We start from the raw sequence: 20,585 nt of genomic DNA on the forward strand, positions 1-20,585 counted from the left end.
TCGTGCATAAAAAAGGTTTTACCCTCATTGAGCTTATGATTGTTGTTGCGATTATTGGTGTATTGGCGGCGATCGCTTATCCAGCATATACTGGCTATAAAGTTCGAGTACAGCGTACAGATGCACAGGCTGAAATGTTGCAAATAGCACGTAATTTGGCAACGTTTAAAATGGCAAATAATAGCTATGCAGGACGAACAGCAACAAATATTTATGGTGCGACGACGATATCCAGAGCACAGCCTCTATATGATATTGTATTGACTGATGCGGATGGCGTAGCTCTTACCGCAGCCTCTGCAAGAGTTAGAACTTGGTTGTTAATTGCAACGCCTAAAGCAGGAACATTACAGGCTGGTAATGGTGTAATTTGCTTAAATGATCAAGGACAAAAATATTGGGAGAAAGCGGCAACAGTATGCGCACTATCCGCAACTTCTAATTGGGATGGTCGTTAACTCCCTCATAAAGTACCCTATCTTTAAGAAAAGCAAATATCGAAAGGTATTTGCTTTTCTTCTTTTTATCGCAAGGGATAGATTAATTTTTTTAATGTTGCAATTATTTTTTATACTAAAAATAAGCTTAATTTTGTGATGAATTTATCTTTATTTTAATAAATGTGGATTCGTATTTAATATTTTTGCAGTTATCTGACAATATCTACCTTTCATCCATAAAAAATAGATTTCATGGCGTTTTGGTAGGAAATTGATAATTAAACATTAGAACATAAATCAAAACTATAAAAATTGTGCATATGGAGGGCGATATGCAACAAGTATATCATTCCAAGCTTAACGCTTCGCCTCATACTCGAAGCATAGCTATTGGGTCGAGCCATGCTCGATGTAAACCATGTCACTTCGAGCATAGCTCTCCGTCTTGCGCTCAGACAAAGTTGCACTTTGTTTATCCTCATACTCAAAGCACAGCTTTTCGTCTTTCTCCATCGGGTAACTTCGAGCATAGCTCTTCGTCTTGCGCTCAGACAAAGTTATACTTTGTTTATCCTCGCTCAGGATTTACGTTATTTGAACTGATCGTGACAATTACAATTATTGTAATTCTTGCTGTGATGGCTGCCCCCTCTTTTGCCAGTATGTATTCACGTCAAAAACTGGAATCTTCAGCACGTGACGTGGCGATGAAAGTATCTGAGGCTAGGGCCCAAGCCGTGATGCTTCGAGAGTCAACTGGTGTTTGTCTAAGCTCGTTATCAGAAGCCAATTGTTCAACAGCACTTACGATCACGGATACCAATAAAAATAGGATATTTGTGTCTCATTTAGAAAAAGGAGTCACAGTTGATAGTCGTTCAGAAACTTATCTTAAATTTAGAAACAATGGCAGTGTAGCTGCTGCTACCAATTTTATTTTACTGCGGAATGGCTTTTCTTATTGTATTGCTGTTGGGATAACGGGTGATACAACAATAAAAGAGGGAGCTTGCACATGAATTATAACAAACAAAAAGGTGTAGGTTTAGTTGAAGTTTTAGTTGCGCTATTACTTCTAGCAATCGCTGTACTTGGTTTTGCTGCCTTACAGTTGAAAGCAGTCGATGCCAGTTTGGAAGCGAGTAAGCAAGTGATTGGATTGACGATTGCTCGTGATTTGGCTGAACGGATGAGAGCCAACCCTCAAGCTGTTAGAGATGGAAATTATAATGTTGGTGCGTTAACCATTCCGACAGAAGATGTTGCAACAACGGCAGGCGATGCTGCAAGTATCGCAGAACAAGATTTAAATAATGCGGCTGTACAAGCGAAGAATAATGGAATGAATCTATCGATTGCTGACTGTCCAACTGGAAATACACGGCAGTGTATTTATGTCGCATGGGAAGAGACCACTTTGGCAGACAGTCAAGGGGTAGAGTCATGTATCAAAGACGGTGTGTATGTAAAAGGGTCACACTGTTTGTTTTTGGAGGCTTATTAAAATGAAAAGAAGTCTCTTAAAACATGCTGAGCACAGCTCGCTGCATTACATAGCTAGTCCTCGTACTCGAAGTAAGACTCCTCGTCTTGCGGCATCGGGTTACTTCGAGCATAGCTCTTCGTCTTGCGCTCGGAACTCTCGTCCTCGAAGCATAGCTTCTCATCTTGCGGCACAGGGTCACTTCGAGCATAGCTCTCCGTCTTACGCTCGGACAAAGTTTCACTTTGTTAACTCTCGCTCAGGATTTACCTTGATCGAACTCATGATTTCACTTGCGTTAGGTCTGATTATTGTTGCAGCCGCAATCCAGCTTTTTATTACAGGGGTAACCAGTTATAAGCTGCAAAAAGCGATGTCACATATTCAGGACAGTGCAAGTTTTGGCTTGAACTTTATTATTGATGATGTTCGTAAAGCCAATTTAAGCTCTCCAATCCCCGCTGTTAACGATCAAATTGCTTATTCTGGAATTATCCTGACATCGAATAATGTAGGGTCAAAAATCAATCTAAACTGTGCAACCTGTTTTTCTGATAATAAGTTAACGAGTTTTGGCAACGCGAATGTAGCAGGGTTAACCAATGACCAACTCCTAATTCGTTATCAGGCACCACAAGGGGGCTTTGATTGTTCTGGAAATACATTAGCAAAAGATACATTTGTGGTGCAAAGGTATTATGTGGGTTCAACTTCAACGGATTTGCGTCAATCGTTGCGCTGTCAAGCGGCCCAATATACGCAAGCGCAACTTGATCTTCTTAGTGAAACTGATCCGCCGTTATCATTAGGCTGGCAAGATAGTCAGGTTATTTTGCCGAATGTTGATTTTTTTCAGGTTCGTTTAGGCTATATCGATGGCGAACTGGATAATGCCGATAGCACACTCGCTTATACCGATATCAAAAACTATATGGCTTTGAGTGCTAAAAATAAAAATATTGATGGTGTAATGCGGCCTGTACGTCCACATGTTCATGCGATTCAGCTTGGTGTATTGGTCCAATCAGCAGATAGCGCTGGTAGTCAAAACATTATTAAAGAAAGAAATAAAGAACCATTTCAGGTGCTCGGTACCAAAGTAACACTCACACCCACATATCAAGATACTCGTTTACGCCAAGTGGTTGATCAAACAGTCTCGCTTAGAAATGCGATGGGTTGGGTGACTGAAGGTTGCGATAGTAGTGCAGGGTCAACATGTACAGGGGGGGCTTGAATATGATTCAGTATGAAAAAGGTTCAACGCTTATCATTGTGTTGATGATCGTATTGATGATTACGATTATAGGAACGCTTGCGATTCGTCAGAGTATTAGCTCATTGAAATTGGTGAGTAATAATCAAATGCAAACGTTGTTATTGCAAAACTCTGATGCTGCTCTAATGGCTTTTCAGGACCCTGCATTTCGACCGCATATTACAGCTATAAATGGAATCGTTGGATTTTTTAGAAATGAAAATCATAGAGAAGCTGAATTGGTATTTTGTTTTTCTGGGGCTGAGCCATTTCAATTAAGTAATGCAAGTTATCGTCTCAATAGCTCATCTTTCTTAAACATGGCAACGGGTGGTGGAGCCTGTAATAACGATTCAGTATCTGGTGGTCGTTCGGCAGTAGTAACGCAGGTTCATATTAAACGAGAGACAGACGATGTGTCAGTACCATTTGCTGACCTTGCTCGTGGGACTGAAAGCTTAGGAGCAAAAACTGAAAACAACATCCGTTTACGTGTCTATGTGGTATCGGTAATGAAGGGGTTGTTGTTCGATCCAAATAAGACGCTCTTTTTGGGGAGTACGGATATTAAGCAGGGCTGTTTAACCAAAAGTATAGATAATGACGGCACAAATGAAGTGGCTGACTGTTTAAAGAATAATGAAGAAAGCCTTTTGTATAATATGCAAGTAGCAGAATATCGCTTCTTATCTGACTTTGAGCCATCAGGTTCATAAGGGAGAAAGGGTCATGAATAATAATAAAATGAAAAAACTAACAAAACGTGAGTGTAAGCAAAAAAATAGAACAAGAGGGTTGTTGTTGAGTTGCACGGTATTATCGAGTTTTTTAGTGCTATCTTCAGTTGCATCTGCAAGCGATATTGAGATTTATCAGCAAAATAATAGTAGTAATACGATTATGTTAATGGTGGATTTATCCCAAAGTATGGGAGCGGATCCAATTGCAGATTTACAGCGTGACTATCCATTGTGTTTAAGTGGCAGTCTACTTGGCAATGTCACCAGTTTATTGGGCAGTATCGCAACGGTTGATCTTAATTTATTAGGCTTAGTGAAATTAGATACTGGTGCGCCAACAGATCCACATTCTTGTTACATTCCCTCATTGCTGGTAACGCAAATTTTAGAAGGTGTTGATGGTATTACCAATCCTATTTTAGGTGCAGATTTACTCGGGTTGAGAGGGTCTGTGCAGTATATTAAAGACAGTTGTGAGCTGGTTGAGAATCCACCGTTGGCAATTGCAGGCCCAGCTTATCGTTGTTACAACCGTTTGTACCGTGTTAAACAAGCAATCCATGATGTGATTGACGGTAATTCAGGAAAAGGGATTGATGCTTTGCCTGATAACGTTTCTGTAGGTCTATCTGTTTTTCCAGCCATGAATCAATCAGGCACTGGAAAAAATGAGTTGGCAGGTATGATTGCAGTTGAAGCAAAGCCGCTTGATGCCGCACAACGTGCCAAAATTAAAGCAAAAATAAGTGAAGTGAGCAGTGTTGATCCCGCGGCTAGTATTACCACAAAAGTGAATGAGCTGGTTGGAAAACTATTGGCGCTTGATCTTGTTGGCTTGATTGTTGGTGCTTTAGGTACGATTCCGACTTTAATTAATGATTTAAAAAACCTTGCTGGCTTAAGTACACCGACAGCCACAGCCTATGCTGAAACGGGCGCTTATTTACTCAGTAACACCACTAAAGGTACTGGGATTGTTGAAGTTGGCCGTGCAAGAAAAATAGAAATAAGCCTTTTAGGTATTGGATTGATAAAATTAGGAGAGTATCAAGAATGTAGTACACTTGATGAGGTAGGAAAGTGTGTTAACTGGTCGGCTCCTTTTAGGGATAGTAGTTTATTAGGTCTAGGCGGAAATGCGCCTGGTTGGTATAAAAATCAATGTACATCAACAAATAGTACAAATTGCCATGATTTACCTACGACTGGTACATCTTTGATTGGTTTAGAACTCAATCAATGGAAATCTTTCTATCGTTATAATGGAAATCTTCAGTATGCATCTGCATATAGTGGTTTCCCTGTATCTACCACTGCTAGTAAATCTGGCAATCGTTATGTCGGACCGCCAGCAACGAGTGCTGAGTGTAGTGCTAAAGGTTTGTATGTTTTGACAGGTAGTGTCCCAGATTTAAATCCAAATTTACTCGATGGACTATTAGGAGGGGCAACAAGAGAGCCATTTAACGCCAGCAATAATCCTGTTCGTAAATTAATGAGTCGATCATTAGACCCATCCAGTAATACCGTTTTTAATTGTGGCACTGTTCCGAGTGGCTGGACAAATGGTTCAACATCTGCGACATGGTCTTGTATTGCAAACTATGCAGGTATTCTAAAAGAAGGTACTTATAATAATGGTGTTGGTATAAAAACAGGTGTTGGTGGGATTGGTCGCGACTTTGCCCATATTCCAAATGCCAAAACCTCAGAGGAATTAGGGACGATTCAAGCACCGAAAACCGTTTTATCAAGCCTACTACAACCTGTAGCAAATATTGTAAAAGCATTAAACCCTGTTCTATCGTTGCTTGGTTTAGGGGATTTAATTGAAAAGCTTAATAAAATACTCAATAACGTACTGCCTGTACCTTTAGATCAAGCTGCTTATAATGCAGATGTTGCAAACTTGGCGCGTTGGGGAGTGCATGGCGGCGGCGGTTGGTATCAACTATCTAGTGCTCAAAGTATTGCTGAGGGGATTTTGGATTTTAACCAAAGCCTTGTCGAAATGGAGTCAGATCCAATTGGTTTGCAAACGCTTCCTGCTGATCCGCTTACCCCATATCGTATGACCAATGATGTCTATAAAAGTATGTTTGAACCGACTGAAAAAGCCAGTTGGTTGGGGAACTTCAAAAAATATTACACCCAAGATGATAATTCTGTTTATAAGCTTAAAGATGCGTGGAGTACAAGTGCACCTAGTTATGATGTAAAAGATTGGAATAAAGGTGGTCTGCTCGCCAAACTTGAGGATTTAAGTACCACTGAAAATACGACTGGACGTACCTTATTGATTAACCGTGATTGTGAAAATGATGGTCAGGGTAATATTCGATTTACTGCTACACGTCAACTTAAAGCCATTGATAATCATTATTTAGATACTTCAAATCAAAGTCGCTGTGTGCTTGATCCAAATAAGCGAGATAATGTGAAGGATGAAGATTATTATCTTATGAGTTTATTGGGTTACAAGTTAGAGAAGGGTGCGACCGCAAATGATCTAACTGAAGCCAATCGTAGTAATTGGCAAGTGGGCATGAATCTACATTCTACGCCAATAAAATTGACCCAAGAAGCGACTTTTGACGCAAATGGTGATGTTGTAGAGGATACTCGAAAAGATTATATGTTGTTTGGTACAACACAAGGTTTACTTCATGTAGTTGATGCTGAAACTGGAAAAGAGCAGTTTGCTTTTGTTCCAAATGAAATGCTTGAAAATAGCCGACAAAGGAATGCCTTCTTAAAAGAAAAAACAGGCTTAAAAGCCAATATGGCATACGGCATAGACGGGGCTTGGACCTTATATAGTGAATATGTCTATGGCATGAAAAAAGCGAGTAATGGGAGCAGTAAAGTTATAGCTACCGTTGGTTCAATAGACTCATCAAATAGTAAAGCACCAAAGGGAAAACAAATTGCTTATGGTGGTTTACGTATGGGTGGACGAAGTTATTATGCACTTGACTTGGTGAGTTTAAATACTCCGAAACTTAAATTTCATATTGATCCTGAGCATAGACGTATCATTAATCAAGATACGATTATAGATGACACGAATACACAAACAGCTTTGAGTCAAATGGGGCAGAGCTGGTCAAAACCGACCATTACTCAGGTCGCATGGAATGGTAAGCTGAAACGCGTCATGATCGTCGGTGGTGGTTATGACGCTCGGTATGAAGATCAAAACTATACACACCAAGCAAATGAAAAAGGTGCTGGTATATATATGTTTGATGCCGAAAATGGTGCGCTTTTATGGTGGGCCAGTGCCAATCCTGCCAGTAGTTTAAAGATTGAAGCCATGAAATATAGTGTGGTGAGCCGGATTAATACCGCAGATCGTAATGGCGATGGTTTGACGGATCATCTTTATTTTGGAGATTTGGGTGGGCAGGTTTGGCGTATAGATTTTGATTCGAAGTTGGGTGTGGGCAATAACGCTGGATTTGCTCGCCTTATTTTTACAAATTCAAAAGAGCGTTTTTATGAAGCGCCTAACTTTAGTGTATATGGTTATGAACAGCCCCGTGCAGTGATTAGCATTGCTTCAGGAAACCGCAGTCTTCCATTTAGTGATAAAAGTTCAACCAGTACGATTTATAATCTTTTTGATCGAGAAGTGATTCATCCTAATTTTAAATTTGAAGCCCGAAGTGCCACAGCAAAGTTTTTATTAAGCGACTTAAAAGAAATGAAAATCGCTGATTTAAATGGTGTGGCTTTAACACTAGCTGACTTACAAGCTTCAGGTAATAAGCGTGTGCAAAATGGTTGGTATGTATCTGCTGAAACAGTGATTGGCAAGCAACTTGAACAAAATGGCAATGAAAAACAGATAACCAATACAGCGGCGAGCAAAGTATTGGGTGAAATGGTCGTGATGAATAAGAGCTTATATGCCAGTGTTTATAATCCAAACGGTACAACTGATGGTTGTCGGGTACAAGCGCAAGGCATTACTACGGTGCAACGTTATTGTTTACCATTTGGTGTTTGTGAGCAAAATGTTACTGAAATGAGCTTTGGTGCAGGTCGAGGTATTGTTGATGTTATGGCGGGTGTTGGTACTGGACTCGATAAGAAAAATGAGGCGACGCGCCAAATTTTAAACCCAAATGCCAAAGATAGCATCGTTGGTGGAAATGCCATGCCAATCAACACCATGCGCCGTCAACTTGTGCCACTCAAATGGTATGAAAGCAATGAATAAACAATCGGCATTTACACTCATTGAACTGATGGTCACTGTCGCTATCATTGCTATTTTGGCAGCGATAGCGATCCCCAGTTATGACATTTATATACGCCGTGCAGATTTATCAACGGCACAACAAGAAATGCATAAAGTCGCTGCTCTATTAGAAAAACATCGGACACGTAACTTTAGTTATGATGGTTTCGTATTGAAAGGAACCTCGACAAATAAAGGACCTTACTTCGATGTTCCGAATGCAACCAATACAACTTTGCTGATTCCATTGGATACGACAACAGGAAAGCAAAAATTTACTTTGATTTTGAACGTAAATTCACAGGCTTGGTCACTCAAAGCCGAAAGCCAAAGTCCCCGTAATTATTCCTTATTACTCACCAGTACGGGCATAAAATGTAAAACCAAAACCACGGCCAATATTACCAATCAGAGTTGTGGTACAGAATCAGAAGATTGGTAATGAATTTGGATTTCAAATATTTAAATTCAAAGCTGCGGATAACTTAATATTTGATCTTTCTTTCAGTCTAAATTTAACGTAGAATGTCGCCCTCTATTAAAGGGGTTTGAAATGCTGTCGATGGTCGGCGCAGGGATAATCCGTAAAAACTATAAGGTTGTTCTCATGGTTGTTATTCGTTTAGCGCGCGGTGGTGCAAAAAAACGTCCGTTCTATCAAATTATTGTGACTGATAGCCGCAATGCGCGTGATGGTCGTTTCATCGAGCGTATCGGTTTCTTTAACCCAACTGCACAAGGTCAAGCGGAAAAACTTCGTTTAGATGCTGATCGTTTTGCACACTGGGTTGCTCAAGGCGCTCAACCTTCAGAGCGTGTTGCTTCTTTAGCTGCTCAAGCTAAGAAAGCTGTAGCTGCTGCATAACATTTGTATTGTAGTAGGTAACCCATGACACCAATACAGAATGTACCAGAAGATCGTATTCAGATTGGACAGTTACGTTCAGCTTATGGATTAAATGGGTGGCTCTGGGTGTATTCAAATACTGAACCTATGAGCAATATGTTTGACTACCTTCCTTGGTACATTGAGACCAAGGCAGGTTGGCAAACAATCGATGTAAAACGTTGGAAACCACATGGCAAAGGCTTGGTTGTTGCGTTAAAAGGTGTAAATGATCGCACTGGCGCAGAAAACTTAGTTGGCGTGGATATCTGGATTGCCAAATCACAGCTTCCAAAAGCGGATGTGAACGAGTATTACTGGTCTGATCTTAAAGGCTTAACCGTGTTCGGTTTGGATGATGAAGAGCAGGAAGTTAATCTCGGTCAAATCTATGAGCTGTTTGAAACGGGTGCCAATGAAGTCATGGTTGTAAAAGCAACCCTTGACAGCGTTGACTCTGAGGAACGCATGATTCCTTGGCATAAAGATGTGGTACAACGCGTTGATCTTGAAGCTGGTCGTATTTACGTCAATTGGGGCGTAGATTACTAATCCTATAGAGGATAGTCGCGCAGCAGGATAATAAAGGAGTCTGCGGTGTTTTTTGCAGTCATCACATTATTTCCTGAGATGTTCGAAGCGATTACAGCATACGGGATTAGCGGGCGTGCATCGAAACGTGACATCGTGCAAGTCACTTGCATCAACCCACGAGATTTTGCTGAGGGCAACTACAAACGAGTGGATGAACGTCCATTTGGTGGTGGTCCTGGTATGGTGATGATGGCTGAGCCTTTGGCGAAAGCGATTTGCCATGCCAAACAACTCGCTACGCAAGCAGGCTGTGTTCATGCACCTGTGGTGTATATGTCACCGCAAGGGCAAACCTTAAATGAACAGGCAGTACAACAATTTGTCGACTATGATGGCTTGATTGTATTGTGTGGGCGTTATGAAGGGGTCGATGAACGTTTAATCCAGCATTATGTTGATCAAGAATGGTCAATTGGGGATTACGTTTTATCGGGTGGTGAACTGCCTGCGATGGTGTTATTAGACAGTATCATTCGTCGTTTGCCGAATGTGATGTCAGATGACCAGTCGGCAGTACAAGATTCTTTTGTGGATGGTTTATTGGATTGTCCACAATATACCAAGCCTGATCATTTCGAAGGTCTGGATGTTCCAGAGGTTTTAAAATCTGGACATCATGCCAATATCGAGAAATGGCGGTTTTTGCAGCGCTATCAACGGACTTTAGATCGCCGACCAGAGTTGGTGGAAAAAGTCGAGTTGACCAAGCAGCAAAAAAAATGGTTGCAAAGTTTAGATACTTAAAATTATTTAAGTATAAATAGGCTCTTTATTGACAGTCTGTCGTGAAGAGAAAGTTAAACGGGTCGATATGCGCTTTAGCCTCTATCCCCAGCGGTGTAAGAGACCTCTTCTCTCCCGCAATTATGGAGATTCCCACAATGAGTGGTAAACATCCTTTAGTTCAAGTAATTGAAAATGCACAGTTGAAAACTGATATCCCATCTTTTGCTCCAGGCGACACAGTTATTGTTTCGGTAAAAGTAAAAGAGGGTAACCGTGAACGTCTTCAGGCTTATGAAGGTGTTGTGATTGCGAAGAAAAACCGTGGTTTGAACTCAGCTTTCACTGTTCGTAAAATTTCTAGCGGTGTTGGCGTTGAGCGTGTTTTCCAAACTCACTCTCCAGTTGTTGCTAAAATTGAAGTGAAACGTCGTGGTGATGTACGTCGCGCGAAACTTTACTACCTACGCGGATTGACTGGTAAAGCTGCACGTATTCGTGAAAAGTTACCAGCTCGTAAACAAGGTTAATTTTAACGTTGTTTTAAAGCAAAAAAATGCGCCAATAGGCGCATTTTTTTATGCCAATAGGTCTTTATTTGCCTTGACCATGAGTTAAAGGTGCAACTTTTTCTAGATAGTTTTGCTAAAATGCATCTTTGTATTTTGACTCTTATTTATGAAAAAAAGTGCTTATCGTCATCTAAGTGGTGTGTTTTTATTAAATAAGCCTTTAGGAATCAGTTCAAACTCAGCATTGCAAAAAGTACGTCGACTGTTTAATGCTCAGAAAGCAGGGCACACAGGGTCTTTAGATCCTTTGGCGACGGGACTATTACCCATATGCTTGGGTGAAGCAACCAAGTTTTCACATTACTTACTCGATTCAAGCAAACGTTATCAAACTACAGTCAAATTGGGTCAAACGACCACGACAGGTGATGTCGAAGGTGAAATTCTCCAGCAGAGAGAAGTACCACATCTAACCTTAGAAAGCATTGAACAGGTATTGGCGCAATTTCGTGGTGATATTCAGCAAATTCCACCGATGTATTCCGCTTTAAAACGGGATGGGCGTCCGTTGTATGAGTTGGCGCGTCAAGGCATTGAGATTGAAAGAGAAGCACGTCCAGTCACGATTTATGACTTAACTTTGGTGAGCTTTACTGAAGATAGTCTGACTTTAGATGTGACTTGTTCAAAAGGGACTTATATCCGTGTGCTCGGTGAGGATATTGGTGAAGCCTTAGGTTGCGGTGGACATTTGACTCATTTGAATCGTATTCAAACAGGTCATTTTGAGATAAATCCAGACTACACCATTGAGTATTTGGAAAGCTTATCGCTAGAACAACGAGATGCTTTATTACTTCCCGTCTATGCACCTATTGCGCATTTTCCTAGAGTTCAGTTGCCAGAAGGACGTGAAAAGTATTTTGGCAATGGTCAGGAAAGTAATATTGAGCATGAGGCTGTTGCAGAAGTATTGGTGTTCGATGGCGAACGTTGTTTAGGTTTGGCTGAAATCACTGATAAGAAACGTCTAGTACCAAAACGCCTCTTGAATTTGTAGAGTAATCATCGATGGAATGGGAACTGATTCTGAGTCTGGTGTTCTTTGCGTTTTGTGCAGGAACCATTGATGCGGCTGTAGGCGGTGGAGGATTGATTCAAATTCCTGCCTTGATGGGGGCATTACCTCAGACAGCCCCAGCCACCATTTTCGGAACCAATAAATTGGCCTCGATTTGTGGTACAGCTTCAGCAGCCTTTTCATTTGTACGACGAGTTAAATTGAAGTGGCCGTTGTTGGTGGTTATTGCGATCTTTGCCTTTGTGAGCTCTTTTGCTGGTGCTGCATGTGTCTCGATGATTCCAACTCATATTTTAAGACCTTTCGTCTTGGTCATGCTGATCGTGATTGCGATTTATACTTTGATGAAAAAGCAGTTTGGCCAAGTCCATGTGGATCAACGCATCACACCAAAGTTACTGATTTTTGCTGCAATCGGTAGTCTTGCGATAGGCTTTTATGATGGGATTTTTGGCCCAGGAACGGGTAGTTTCTTTATTTTCTTCTTTATCCGTTTTTTACAGGTCGATTTTTTACATGCTTCAGCCCTGTCTAAAATCGGAAATTTTATGACCAATTTGGCAGCTTTGAGCTTTTTTGTTCCGACTGGGCATGTGTTATTTGGTTTAGGTTTGATGATGGCGGTAGCGAATATTGCGGGTTCATTATTGGGCGTTCGTTTGGCTTTAAAATATGGCAGTGGATTTATCCGTATCCTCTTTCTGATTTTGGTGAGTATCTTAATTTGTCGCTTGGGCTATCAGATTTTGGTTGCAGCTTGAATCTAAACGTTAAATTTTCACGACAAAAACATACTTAAATAGCACTGTATAAAAAAACGACACTTTCTATTATGAAAGATCAGCCAAGCACAACAACATGATAATGGATTTAAATCCTATGTTGATGATGTTAGCCAATCATAGAGGTGATCGATGAATATATTTGAAGCACTCCGAGAAAGTCATGAGCAACAACGTAGCCTAGCTCAGAAACTCATTGCGACCAGTGGTATGAGTGATGAACGAAAACAATTATTTAAATTATTAAAAAATGAATTATATGCTCATTCGGTTGCCGAGGATCGCTATTTATATATTCCATTGATGTTTGATGATGTGGGTTTAGGTATTACCCGACATGCTTTGGCAGAACACCATGAAATGGATGAATTGATCGAAAAACTAGAAGAAACAGATATGAGTAATCCGAGCTGGTTGGCAACTGCTAAACAGCTCAGTGAGACAGTTCATCATCACTTAAAAGAAGAAGAACATACATTTTTTCAACAGGCTGGGAAAATCCTCTCTGATCGCGAGAAAGAAAGCCTCGCTCAGAAATATTTAAAGGAATATGGTAAATATAAGGTCTCTGAAACTTAATATTCAGTGTTCCTTCACCATGTCACGGAACTTGTTTTTCCCCGCGTAAAGTTACACCGATGGATGCCGCCATAATACAAGCAAGTGCAACCCATTGAATCAAGCTGATTTGCTCATGCAGGATGACTAGGCCTGCCAAAGCAGCTAATGCGGGTGCTAGGCTGGTGAGCGTGCCATAGCTGAGTTTACTTAAGCGTTTGAGGGCCATTAAGTCGAGTGCATAAGGTATAGCTGTCGCTAGCACTGCAATGACTAAGGCTTTGCCCCAGTATTGGGTGTCAAGTAAGACTGGGGCGTTATTCCATAGACCAAAAGGCAATAGGATCAATGCCGATAAACCAATCGCAATGGTGAGCGCATGCATGCCGATATTTTGTTGCGCAACACGATGTCCATAATAAATATAAAAGGCCCAGAAAAATCCAGCACCGAGAGCACATGCTGCACCGATATAAGAAAAATTATCTTGATTGGCATCGTGCCACGGTACCATCAGTGCAATCCCTAATATTGCAAAAACCACCTAAATATAATCACTACGCTGTTTGATTGAGAGCAAGGCCAAACTCAAAGGTCCAATGAATTCCAAACCGACGGCAATCCCTTGGGGCAGTTTACCTAAAGAGGTATAAAACAAGATATTCATACAGCCCAAAGAAGCACTATAAAGCAATAGATCTCGCCATTTGAGTTGTTTGAGTTTGGATAAAATTGTCCATGAGCGGAACATGATTGCCACGATAATGGTCGCAAAGCAAAGCCTTAAAATCGTCACTGTCAGTGGGTCGAGTGTGGTGATCAGTTGCTTGGCAAATGAGGCACTAATCTGATAGGCAACCATGGATAAAACCATGTATAGCACTGCAACCAATTGAAGATTTTTCATGGCAGATCTACAAAATAAGTTTAAGAAAACCTAAACAACAGGCATGATGATCATACGCTCGGACAGGTACATTTTTATTGCAAAGCGGCATTTTATTTAACCTCTTTTTGTTGACGAGCACGTTGCATGGTAAAGGTACAACCAATTGAGGCGATGATGATGGTGGCAAGAGCGAGCCATTGATTCCACAATAGTTTTTCACCGAGAAATACAAATCCAGAAAGTGCGGCAACAGCAGGTTCTAGACTCATCAAAGTCCCAAAACTCAGTGGTGTTAGATTACGCAAAGCGATCATTTCCAATGAGAATGGCAAGGCACTGGCGAGAATAGCAAGCCCAATAAAATAATATAAATTGGGGAGTTCGAATACACGATCCATCGCTCCAGAAAAAGCAGCAAATGGCAGTAAACAGAGCATACCAATACTCATACCTAAACAAACGGTATGGTTGCCAGAAATGCCTGAGGGCTTCTGTCCTGCAATAATATACATGGCCCAACACGCACCTGCACTGACAGCAAAAAATACCCCCACCAAATCGAGACTTTGTTGCGCTTGTTGCATTGGGAACAATAACGCTAAGCCAAAAATCGCACAACCGACCCAGATAAAGTCATATTTTTGGCGAGCGTAGTAGAGCGCGACACTTAAAGGTCCAATAAATTCAAAGGCAACGGCAAGACCAAGCGGTAAACGTTCAAGCGATAAATAGAACAACCCATTCATACCTGCCAACGCAACACCATAACTCAGGATGGCTTTCCAGCGAACTGTACGAAAATCAATGGTCCAGATTTTAAAAATCACAGCCAAAATGAGTGCACCAAAACACAAGCGCATCGCGGAGACCGTTAATACCGGAAAACTCTGAAATAACATTTTGGCTAAAGAACCACTGCCTTGGACACAGATCATCGCAAGCATCAATAATGCTATGGCAGACAGCGGAGACTTTAGAATTGAGTTGGACATTTAATCAGCAATTGAGTTAGTGTAACTTTCACATAATAATTGAATTCTAACCAAAGATCTGGGTTGAGACGAGCAGAATTTTAGTTTATTGCGGCCTGAGGTTTTATACGCTCGTGGCTCTTGAATTAACTTTAATATTTTTTTAAATATTATTTGTTTGTGGACTTGGTTGATTGGCGCGAAATGCAGTTCCTTTTTGAGATTGGTTGCTCAGTAAATGCTGGAAAGTGTGGGTCATATAAATTTTTCTTAGCGTGCAATGGTCTGCTAATCGTGTGAATAGTCGCTTGAAAGCATGCAGTTCGTCTGATTCACAGACCAAATTTACGATTTGTCTGCTATAAAATTTTGGGGCAATCAAGACCCCGTACATCTTAATTAAAACGCTAAAAATGATAATGCTTTAAATGAAATAATAATGATGGAGACAATTAAATGTTAAAACTAAAACGAGCTTTTGCCATTGGTATAATGACATTCGTTCCTTTTGCAGCTTACGCAGCGCCTTCCTTCAAAGCCCCTTTCGCCTGTGGACAAACGTGGAGTTATAGCACCTACTCAGGTCATAATTATAATGCCTTGGACTGGGTACGATGGGATAATGGAGCAACTTCAGGTGCCGCCGTATTGGCTTCAGCAGGTGGAACAGTATCGGTAAGTTCTATTGGCTGGAATGGTGGTGCTGGCAATATGGTGGTGGTCAATCATGGCAACGGTTGGTCTACCCACTATTTTCATTTGAATAGTATTAATGTCAATGTCGGTGCTTCAATTGGTCAGGGTCATCAAATTGGTACGGTAGGAAGTACAGGGCAAAGTACGGGTGCGCATTTACACTTTGAACAGCGTCTGAATAATTCAGCGCAAAGCATTGTCATCAATGGCAAGTCACTGGCACCTTATCCATACAGTTACGGTCAAAGAGTCTTGACCAGTGATAATGGATGTGGTGGTACAACACCGCCGCCTCCACCAACTGGAAATAAATACTGGGTGGATACATGGGGCGATGCCAATGGTCGCTCTAGTCCGGGCGGTACGGTTACGGGCACTTTATACAAGGGCACACATTATACCTACTGTAAGGTTTGGGGGCCAAAAATCCAAAACGCGACAGGAACGCAATGGAATCATTGGTGGTTAAAAACCGATTTAGATGTGGGTCCAGCCAATCAGTGGGTTTCAGCTTTCATGCTGTCACGTTGGGGTAATGATGAAGCAAAAGATAATAATGGTACTGTGATTCCAAATTGTCCTTAATATTTAAGCGATCTAATGACAATGTGCTGTTCAATGGAACGGCATATCTAAAAAATAAAAAAACTGATCAATAAATCTCTTTCATGAATATTTAGTCTTTTATATTTTTCTCATCGGGAGAAATACAAAGGCTTTATGGAAGCAGTCCAATAATAAGGATAATAAACGATGTTTGAAATACAAATCCCGCCATTAATGACCAGCATTATTCTAAAAAATAGATATAAAACCATCGCCTGTGCAGTGCTTGCAATGGTTTCAACGCATTCTTTTTCTGCTGATCCATTACCGAATCGTCCTGCTTTCAAACTTCCTTTTCCCTGCGGTGCGCAAATCGAATTAAAAACCTATCAAGGGCATAATCCTGATGATAAAAAAATTGATATGTATCGTATGGGCATGTTTACAGGCAGTCCAATTACTGCATCGGCAGACGGTTTCGTCCATCAGACGTTCTATCCCGGTGGGATCGAAATTCGACATGGCAATGGTTGGTTTAGCACCTATATGCATATGAGTAGCCATGTGCCTGTTGGTACAACGGTTAAACAAGGTGATGTGGTGGGCTATATGGGAGATGTCGGATCACCCGGTATTCCTCATTTACATTATGAACAGTTATATGCACCGGGTCTGAATGATGCAGGCAATCAGCATATTGTGAACCCGATAGTCCAAGGTGAATGGTTATATATGGTACCAAACTCCCCTATAGTCAGAACCAGTGCAAACTGTCCGAATACAACACCGCCACCTCCACCGACTGGAAATAAATATTGGGTAGATACGTGGGGCGATGCCAATGGTCGTTCTAGCCCCGGAGGTACGGTTACTGGAACGCTGTATAAAGGTACGAGTTATGTTTACTGTAAGGTGTGGGGACCAAAAGTTCAGAATGCGACAGGCGCACAATGGAATCATTGGTGGTTAAAAACAGACTTAGATGTAGGTCCAACCAATCAATGGGTGTCTGCATTTATGCTGTCACGTTGGGGCAATGATCAAGCCAAAGACAATAATGGGGTGGTGATTCCCAACTGTCCTTAAGACGTAGCAAAAAAAATCACAGCCAAAGCTGTGATTTTTTAAGTCAGCGTGTTTTAGAACAATACGCGAACGCGAATCGTACCTTCAACATGATTTAGGGTATCAAGTGCTTCTTGAGAAGCAGATGCATCGACATCCATAACGAGGTAGCCGATATCACCTTTGGTCATTAAAGACTGACCCGAAATGTTGATGCCTTGTTCTGCAAATAAGGTGTTGATCTTAGATAATACACCCGGAACGTTTTTATGGATGTGAAGCAAACGATGTTGACCATCAGAAAGTGGTAATGCGATTTCTGGGAAGTTAACCGCAGAAAGTGTCATACCTTTATCTGAATAAGAAACGAATTTTTCAGCAACTTCTAAACCAATGTTGGCTTGCGCTTCCATGGTAGAACCACCCACGTGTGGGGTTAAAATAACATTGTCTAAACCACGAAGCGGTGAAATAAACTCTTCGCCATTGGCTTTTGGCTCTTTAGGGAAGACGTCAACCGCGGCACCAGCAATGTGACCCGATTTAATCGCATCAGCTAAATCTTCGATAATCACACATGTTCCACGTGCAGCATTAATAAAGATTGAACCTTGTTTCATTTTCGCAAATTGTTCTTTCTTGAAGAAATTACGCGTTGATGGAACATCTGGAACGTGTAAAGAAACCACATCAGCAGTCGCTAACAACTCATCCATAGAACCCACTTGACGTGCATTACCTAGAGGTAATTTGGTCACAGCATCAAAGTAGATCACTTTCATACCCAAGCTTTCAGCTAAAACAGAAAGTTGTGAACCGATTGAACCGTAACCAACGATACCTAAAGTCTTGCCACGTGTTTCAAAAGAACCAACTGCCGCTTTGTTCCAGCCGCCTGCGTGGGTATCTTTTGATTTTTCAGGAACGCGACGAAGTAATAAAATTGCTTCTGCTAGAACCAATTCAGCCACTGAACGTGTATTTGAATACGGTGCGTTGAAAACAGGGATACCGCGAGACATCGCTGCTTTTAAATCGACTTGGTTGGTACCGATACAGAAACAACCTACCGCAATCAATTTATTCGCTGCTTCAAAGATCTCTTCAGTCAATTGAGTACGCGAACGAATACCAATAAAGTGAGCATCTTTGACCGCTTCTTTTAAAGCATCGCCTTCAAGTGCAGTTTTGTGGTAATCGATATTGGTATAACCCGCAGCGTTTAAAGTATCGATGGCATTTTGATGAACGCCCTCTAACAATAGAAAACGGATTTTATCTTTAGGGAGTGATAGATGTTGGCTCATAACGGCTCTACGCTATATCAGGTCGAATTTAAATCGCCGTATCATACCATGTTTGATCAAAATGAGGGCGATTTCATTGCAAATTCCAGCGTGGAAATACTGATCATTTTCCATGGAAATGTTGATTGATTTTCAGGATTGACCGTGTCTTATGACAGTATCTTGATGCAATGCTTTATCCAATGCTCGCTTCTATGTAAAATGTAGTTATCTGATGGTCAAACCTAGAAATCAAATGGTTTGAGCTGTTCTGTAAAGTTTCTATATTTTGGATACCTCCAATGATCAACGCTTCAAGAGATTGAAAGATCATTACTTGTTATTCAAAAGTCCTATATTTACTTCTTGCTAGGCCTGTAAACGATGAATGCTTCAGTCGCTTTAACACCTGAGTTATTGACCCAATTAACGGCAATTGTGGGTGAAAACCGTATTAAAACCGATGCCGATAGTTTGGAAAATTGGGGACGAGATCATACTAAACATTTTGATCCGAACCCTTCAGTCATCGTTTTTCCTTCAAGCACGGAACAGGTTCAAGCCATCGTTAAACTTGCCAATCAGTTTAATGTTGCGATTACGCCGTCAGGTGGGCGTACTGGACTTTCAGCAGGTGCGGTGGCAGCCAACGGTGAGATCGTGATTAGCTTTGACAAGATGAACCAAATCTTGGAGTTCTTCCCAGCCGATCGTATGGTGCGAGTTCAAGCTGGTGTGGTCACTGAACAGTTGCAGAACTATGCAGAACAACAAGGGATGTGTTATCCAGTTGATTTTGCCTCAACTGGCTCAAGCCAAATCGGCGGAAATATCGGAACCAATGCAGGCGGCATTAAAGTTATCAAATACGGTATGACCCGAAACTGGGTGCTTGGTCTAACGGTGGTGACAGGTAAGGGTGATATTCTTCGTATCAATAAAGGCATGATTAAGAATGCCACGGGTTATGCCTTGCAGCATTTATTCATTGGTGGTGAGGGGACGCTTGGTTTAGTCACTGAAGCTGAGATAAAGTTGGAACGTCAACCACAAAACCTGCAAGTGATGGTATTGGGTACACCTGACTTTGAAGCGGTGATGCCTGTATTGCATGCTTTCCAAAAAGAAATTGACTTAACCGCGTTTGAGTTCTTTGGTGAAGTCGCAATGCAAAAAGTTTTGGATCGCGGTCATGTACAGCGTCCATTTGAAACGCAATGCCCGTTCTATGTATTACTCGAATTTGAAGCGCCGTATGAGCCAATCATGGATAAAGCTATGCAGATTTTCGAGCATTGTATGGAACAGGGTTGGGTCATTGATGGGGTGATGAGCCAAAGTTTAGAGCAAGCGCAAAGCTTATGGCGTTTGCGTGAAGATATTTCAGAGTCTATTGCGCCGTTTATTCCTTATAAAAATGATATTTCGGTACTGATTACGCATGTACCTGCATTTATCAAAGAGATTGATGCAATTGTTGCTGATAACTATCCAGATTTTGAGATTTGTTGGTTTGGCCATATTGGTGACGGTAATTTGCACTTAAATATTTTAAAACCTGAAAACCTCACCAAAGATGAGTTCTTTGCGAAGTGTCAGGTGGTGAATAAATACGTATTTGACACTGTGAAAAAATATGATGGTTCAATCTCTGCCGAGCATGGTGTGGGCATGACCAAGAAACCATATTTGGAATATTCACGCTCGCCTGAGGAAATTGAATATATGAAAGCATTGAAGTTGGCATTTGACCCGAATGGGATTATGAACCCTGGGAAATTATTTGATCTTTAATGCTTGATTAAATAAAAGAAGTTCTGTTAAAAGTG

At 41.1% G+C, this 20,585-nt stretch carries 19 protein-coding genes and 1 pseudogene; 17 read left to right on the forward strand and 3 right to left on the reverse strand.

All coding sequences use genetic code 11. The features are described from left to right. Positions 1 to 2 precede the first annotated feature (2 nt). The 14 genes from MMO38_RS15530 to MMO38_RS15595 all read left to right on the forward strand — a co-directional run bounded on the left by MMO38_RS15530 (position 3) and on the right by MMO38_RS15595 (position 13,324). Entirely contained in the window at positions 3 to 458 is a 456-nt protein-coding gene (locus MMO38_RS15530; protein ID WP_347006104.1) for a prepilin-type N-terminal cleavage/methylation domain-containing protein, read from the forward strand. Positions 459 to 772: 314 nt separating this feature from the next. Beyond that, positions 773 to 1,459 carry a prepilin-type N-terminal cleavage/methylation domain-containing protein gene (locus tag MMO38_RS15535; RefSeq protein ID WP_241324097.1) on the forward strand — a complete coding sequence of 229 codons (687 nt, stop codon included), beginning with the start codon at positions 773 to 775 and terminating at the stop codon, positions 1,457 to 1,459. Beyond that, on the forward strand, positions 1,456 to 1,944 hold the full coding sequence (gene pilV / locus MMO38_RS15540; RefSeq protein WP_121928911.1) for a type IV pilus modification protein PilV: 489 nt from the start codon (positions 1,456 to 1,458) through the stop codon (positions 1,942 to 1,944). Before MMO38_RS15535 ends, pilV begins: the two co-directional genes overlap by 4 nt. Before the next feature lies 1 nt (position 1,945). Further along, complete coding sequence (locus MMO38_RS15545) at positions 1,946 to 3,160, forward strand: PilW family protein (protein ID WP_277602886.1); 1,215 nt, start codon at positions 1,946 to 1,948, stop codon at positions 3,158 to 3,160. A 2-nt stretch (positions 3,161 to 3,162) separates the two neighbouring features. Continuing rightward, positions 3,163 to 3,897 (forward strand): pilus assembly PilX N-terminal domain-containing protein, encoded by a 735-nt coding sequence (locus MMO38_RS15550; protein WP_241324098.1) that lies wholly within the window; start codon positions 3,163 to 3,165, stop codon positions 3,895 to 3,897. Positions 3,898 to 3,910: 13 nt separating this feature from the next. Next, a complete protein-coding gene (locus MMO38_RS15555) occupies positions 3,911 to 8,146 on the forward strand; it encodes a PilC/PilY family type IV pilus protein (RefSeq protein ID WP_241324099.1) in 4,236 nt (1,411 codons plus the stop codon). After that, positions 8,130 to 8,609: a prepilin-type N-terminal cleavage/methylation domain-containing protein gene (locus MMO38_RS15560; RefSeq protein WP_130160880.1), complete on the forward strand. Its 480-nt coding sequence runs from the start codon at positions 8,130 to 8,132 to the stop codon at positions 8,607 to 8,609. The genes MMO38_RS15555 and MMO38_RS15560 overlap by 17 nt, the downstream gene beginning before the upstream one ends. 165 nt (positions 8,610 to 8,774) lie before the next feature. Further along, positions 8,775 to 9,032, forward strand: a complete 258-nt coding sequence (gene rpsP, locus MMO38_RS15565) for a 30S ribosomal protein S16 (RefSeq protein ID WP_165382351.1) — start codon at positions 8,775 to 8,777, stop codon at positions 9,030 to 9,032. A gap of 24 nt (positions 9,033 to 9,056) precedes the next feature. Then, positions 9,057 to 9,605, forward strand: a complete 549-nt coding sequence (rimM, locus tag MMO38_RS15570; protein ID WP_004673135.1) for a ribosome maturation factor RimM — start codon at positions 9,057 to 9,059, stop codon at positions 9,603 to 9,605. A 45-nt stretch (positions 9,606 to 9,650) separates the two neighbouring features. Beyond that, positions 9,651 to 10,391, forward strand: a complete 741-nt coding sequence (gene trmD / locus MMO38_RS15575) for a tRNA (guanosine(37)-N1)-methyltransferase TrmD (RefSeq protein ID WP_004673133.1) — start codon at positions 9,651 to 9,653, stop codon at positions 10,389 to 10,391. Positions 10,392 to 10,528: 137 nt separating this feature from the next. Beyond that, entirely contained in the window at positions 10,529 to 10,900 is a 372-nt protein-coding gene (rplS, locus tag MMO38_RS15580; protein WP_004673132.1) for a 50S ribosomal protein L19, read from the forward strand. Between the two features lie 148 nt (positions 10,901 to 11,048). Further along, positions 11,049 to 11,942: a tRNA pseudouridine(55) synthase TruB gene (gene truB, locus MMO38_RS15585; RefSeq protein WP_004673131.1), complete on the forward strand. Its 894-nt coding sequence runs from the start codon at positions 11,049 to 11,051 to the stop codon at positions 11,940 to 11,942. Between the two features lie 11 nt (positions 11,943 to 11,953). After that, a complete protein-coding gene (locus MMO38_RS15590; protein ID WP_004673130.1) occupies positions 11,954 to 12,724 on the forward strand; it encodes a TSUP family transporter in 771 nt (256 codons plus the stop codon). Positions 12,725 to 12,877: 153 nt separating this feature from the next. Next, positions 12,878 to 13,324, forward strand: coding sequence for a hemerythrin domain-containing protein (locus tag MMO38_RS15595; protein WP_004673129.1), 447 nt, complete (start codon positions 12,878 to 12,880; stop codon positions 13,322 to 13,324). 22 nt (positions 13,325 to 13,346) lie between these two features. Here the strand turns inward: MMO38_RS15595 and MMO38_RS15600 are convergent. Then, positions 13,347 to 14,210, reverse strand: a pseudogene (locus tag MMO38_RS15600) (EamA family transporter). A 92-nt stretch (positions 14,211 to 14,302) separates the two neighbouring features. Beyond that, positions 14,303 to 15,184 carry an EamA family transporter gene (locus MMO38_RS15605; protein ID WP_004673125.1) on the reverse strand — a complete coding sequence of 294 codons (882 nt, stop codon included), beginning with the start codon at positions 15,182 to 15,184 and terminating at the stop codon, positions 14,303 to 14,305. A gap of 435 nt (positions 15,185 to 15,619) precedes the next feature. Between MMO38_RS15605 and MMO38_RS15610 the strand changes: the two genes are divergently transcribed. Continuing rightward, positions 15,620 to 16,444, forward strand: coding sequence for a M23 family metallopeptidase (locus MMO38_RS15610; RefSeq protein ID WP_004673123.1), 825 nt, complete (start codon positions 15,620 to 15,622; stop codon positions 16,442 to 16,444). Between the two features lie 168 nt (positions 16,445 to 16,612). Continuing rightward, entirely contained in the window at positions 16,613 to 17,491 is an 879-nt protein-coding gene (locus MMO38_RS15615; RefSeq protein WP_004673122.1) for a M23 family metallopeptidase, read from the forward strand. Between the two features lie 53 nt (positions 17,492 to 17,544). Here MMO38_RS15615 and serA read toward each other — a convergent pair whose 3' ends face one another. Continuing rightward, entirely contained in the window at positions 17,545 to 18,777 is a 1,233-nt protein-coding gene (gene serA / locus MMO38_RS15620; protein WP_004673121.1) for a phosphoglycerate dehydrogenase, read from the reverse strand. Between the two features lie 363 nt (positions 18,778 to 19,140). On the opposite strand from serA, the gene MMO38_RS15625 reads away from it, so the two are divergent. Beyond that, positions 19,141 to 20,550, forward strand: coding sequence for an FAD-binding oxidoreductase (locus MMO38_RS15625; RefSeq protein ID WP_004673120.1), 1,410 nt, complete (start codon positions 19,141 to 19,143; stop codon positions 20,548 to 20,550). Positions 20,551 to 20,585 lie beyond the last annotated feature (35 nt).

This window comes from Acinetobacter sp. NIPH 1852, assembly GCF_022549455.1.
Classification (GTDB): Bacteria; Pseudomonadota; Gammaproteobacteria; order Pseudomonadales; family Moraxellaceae; genus Acinetobacter.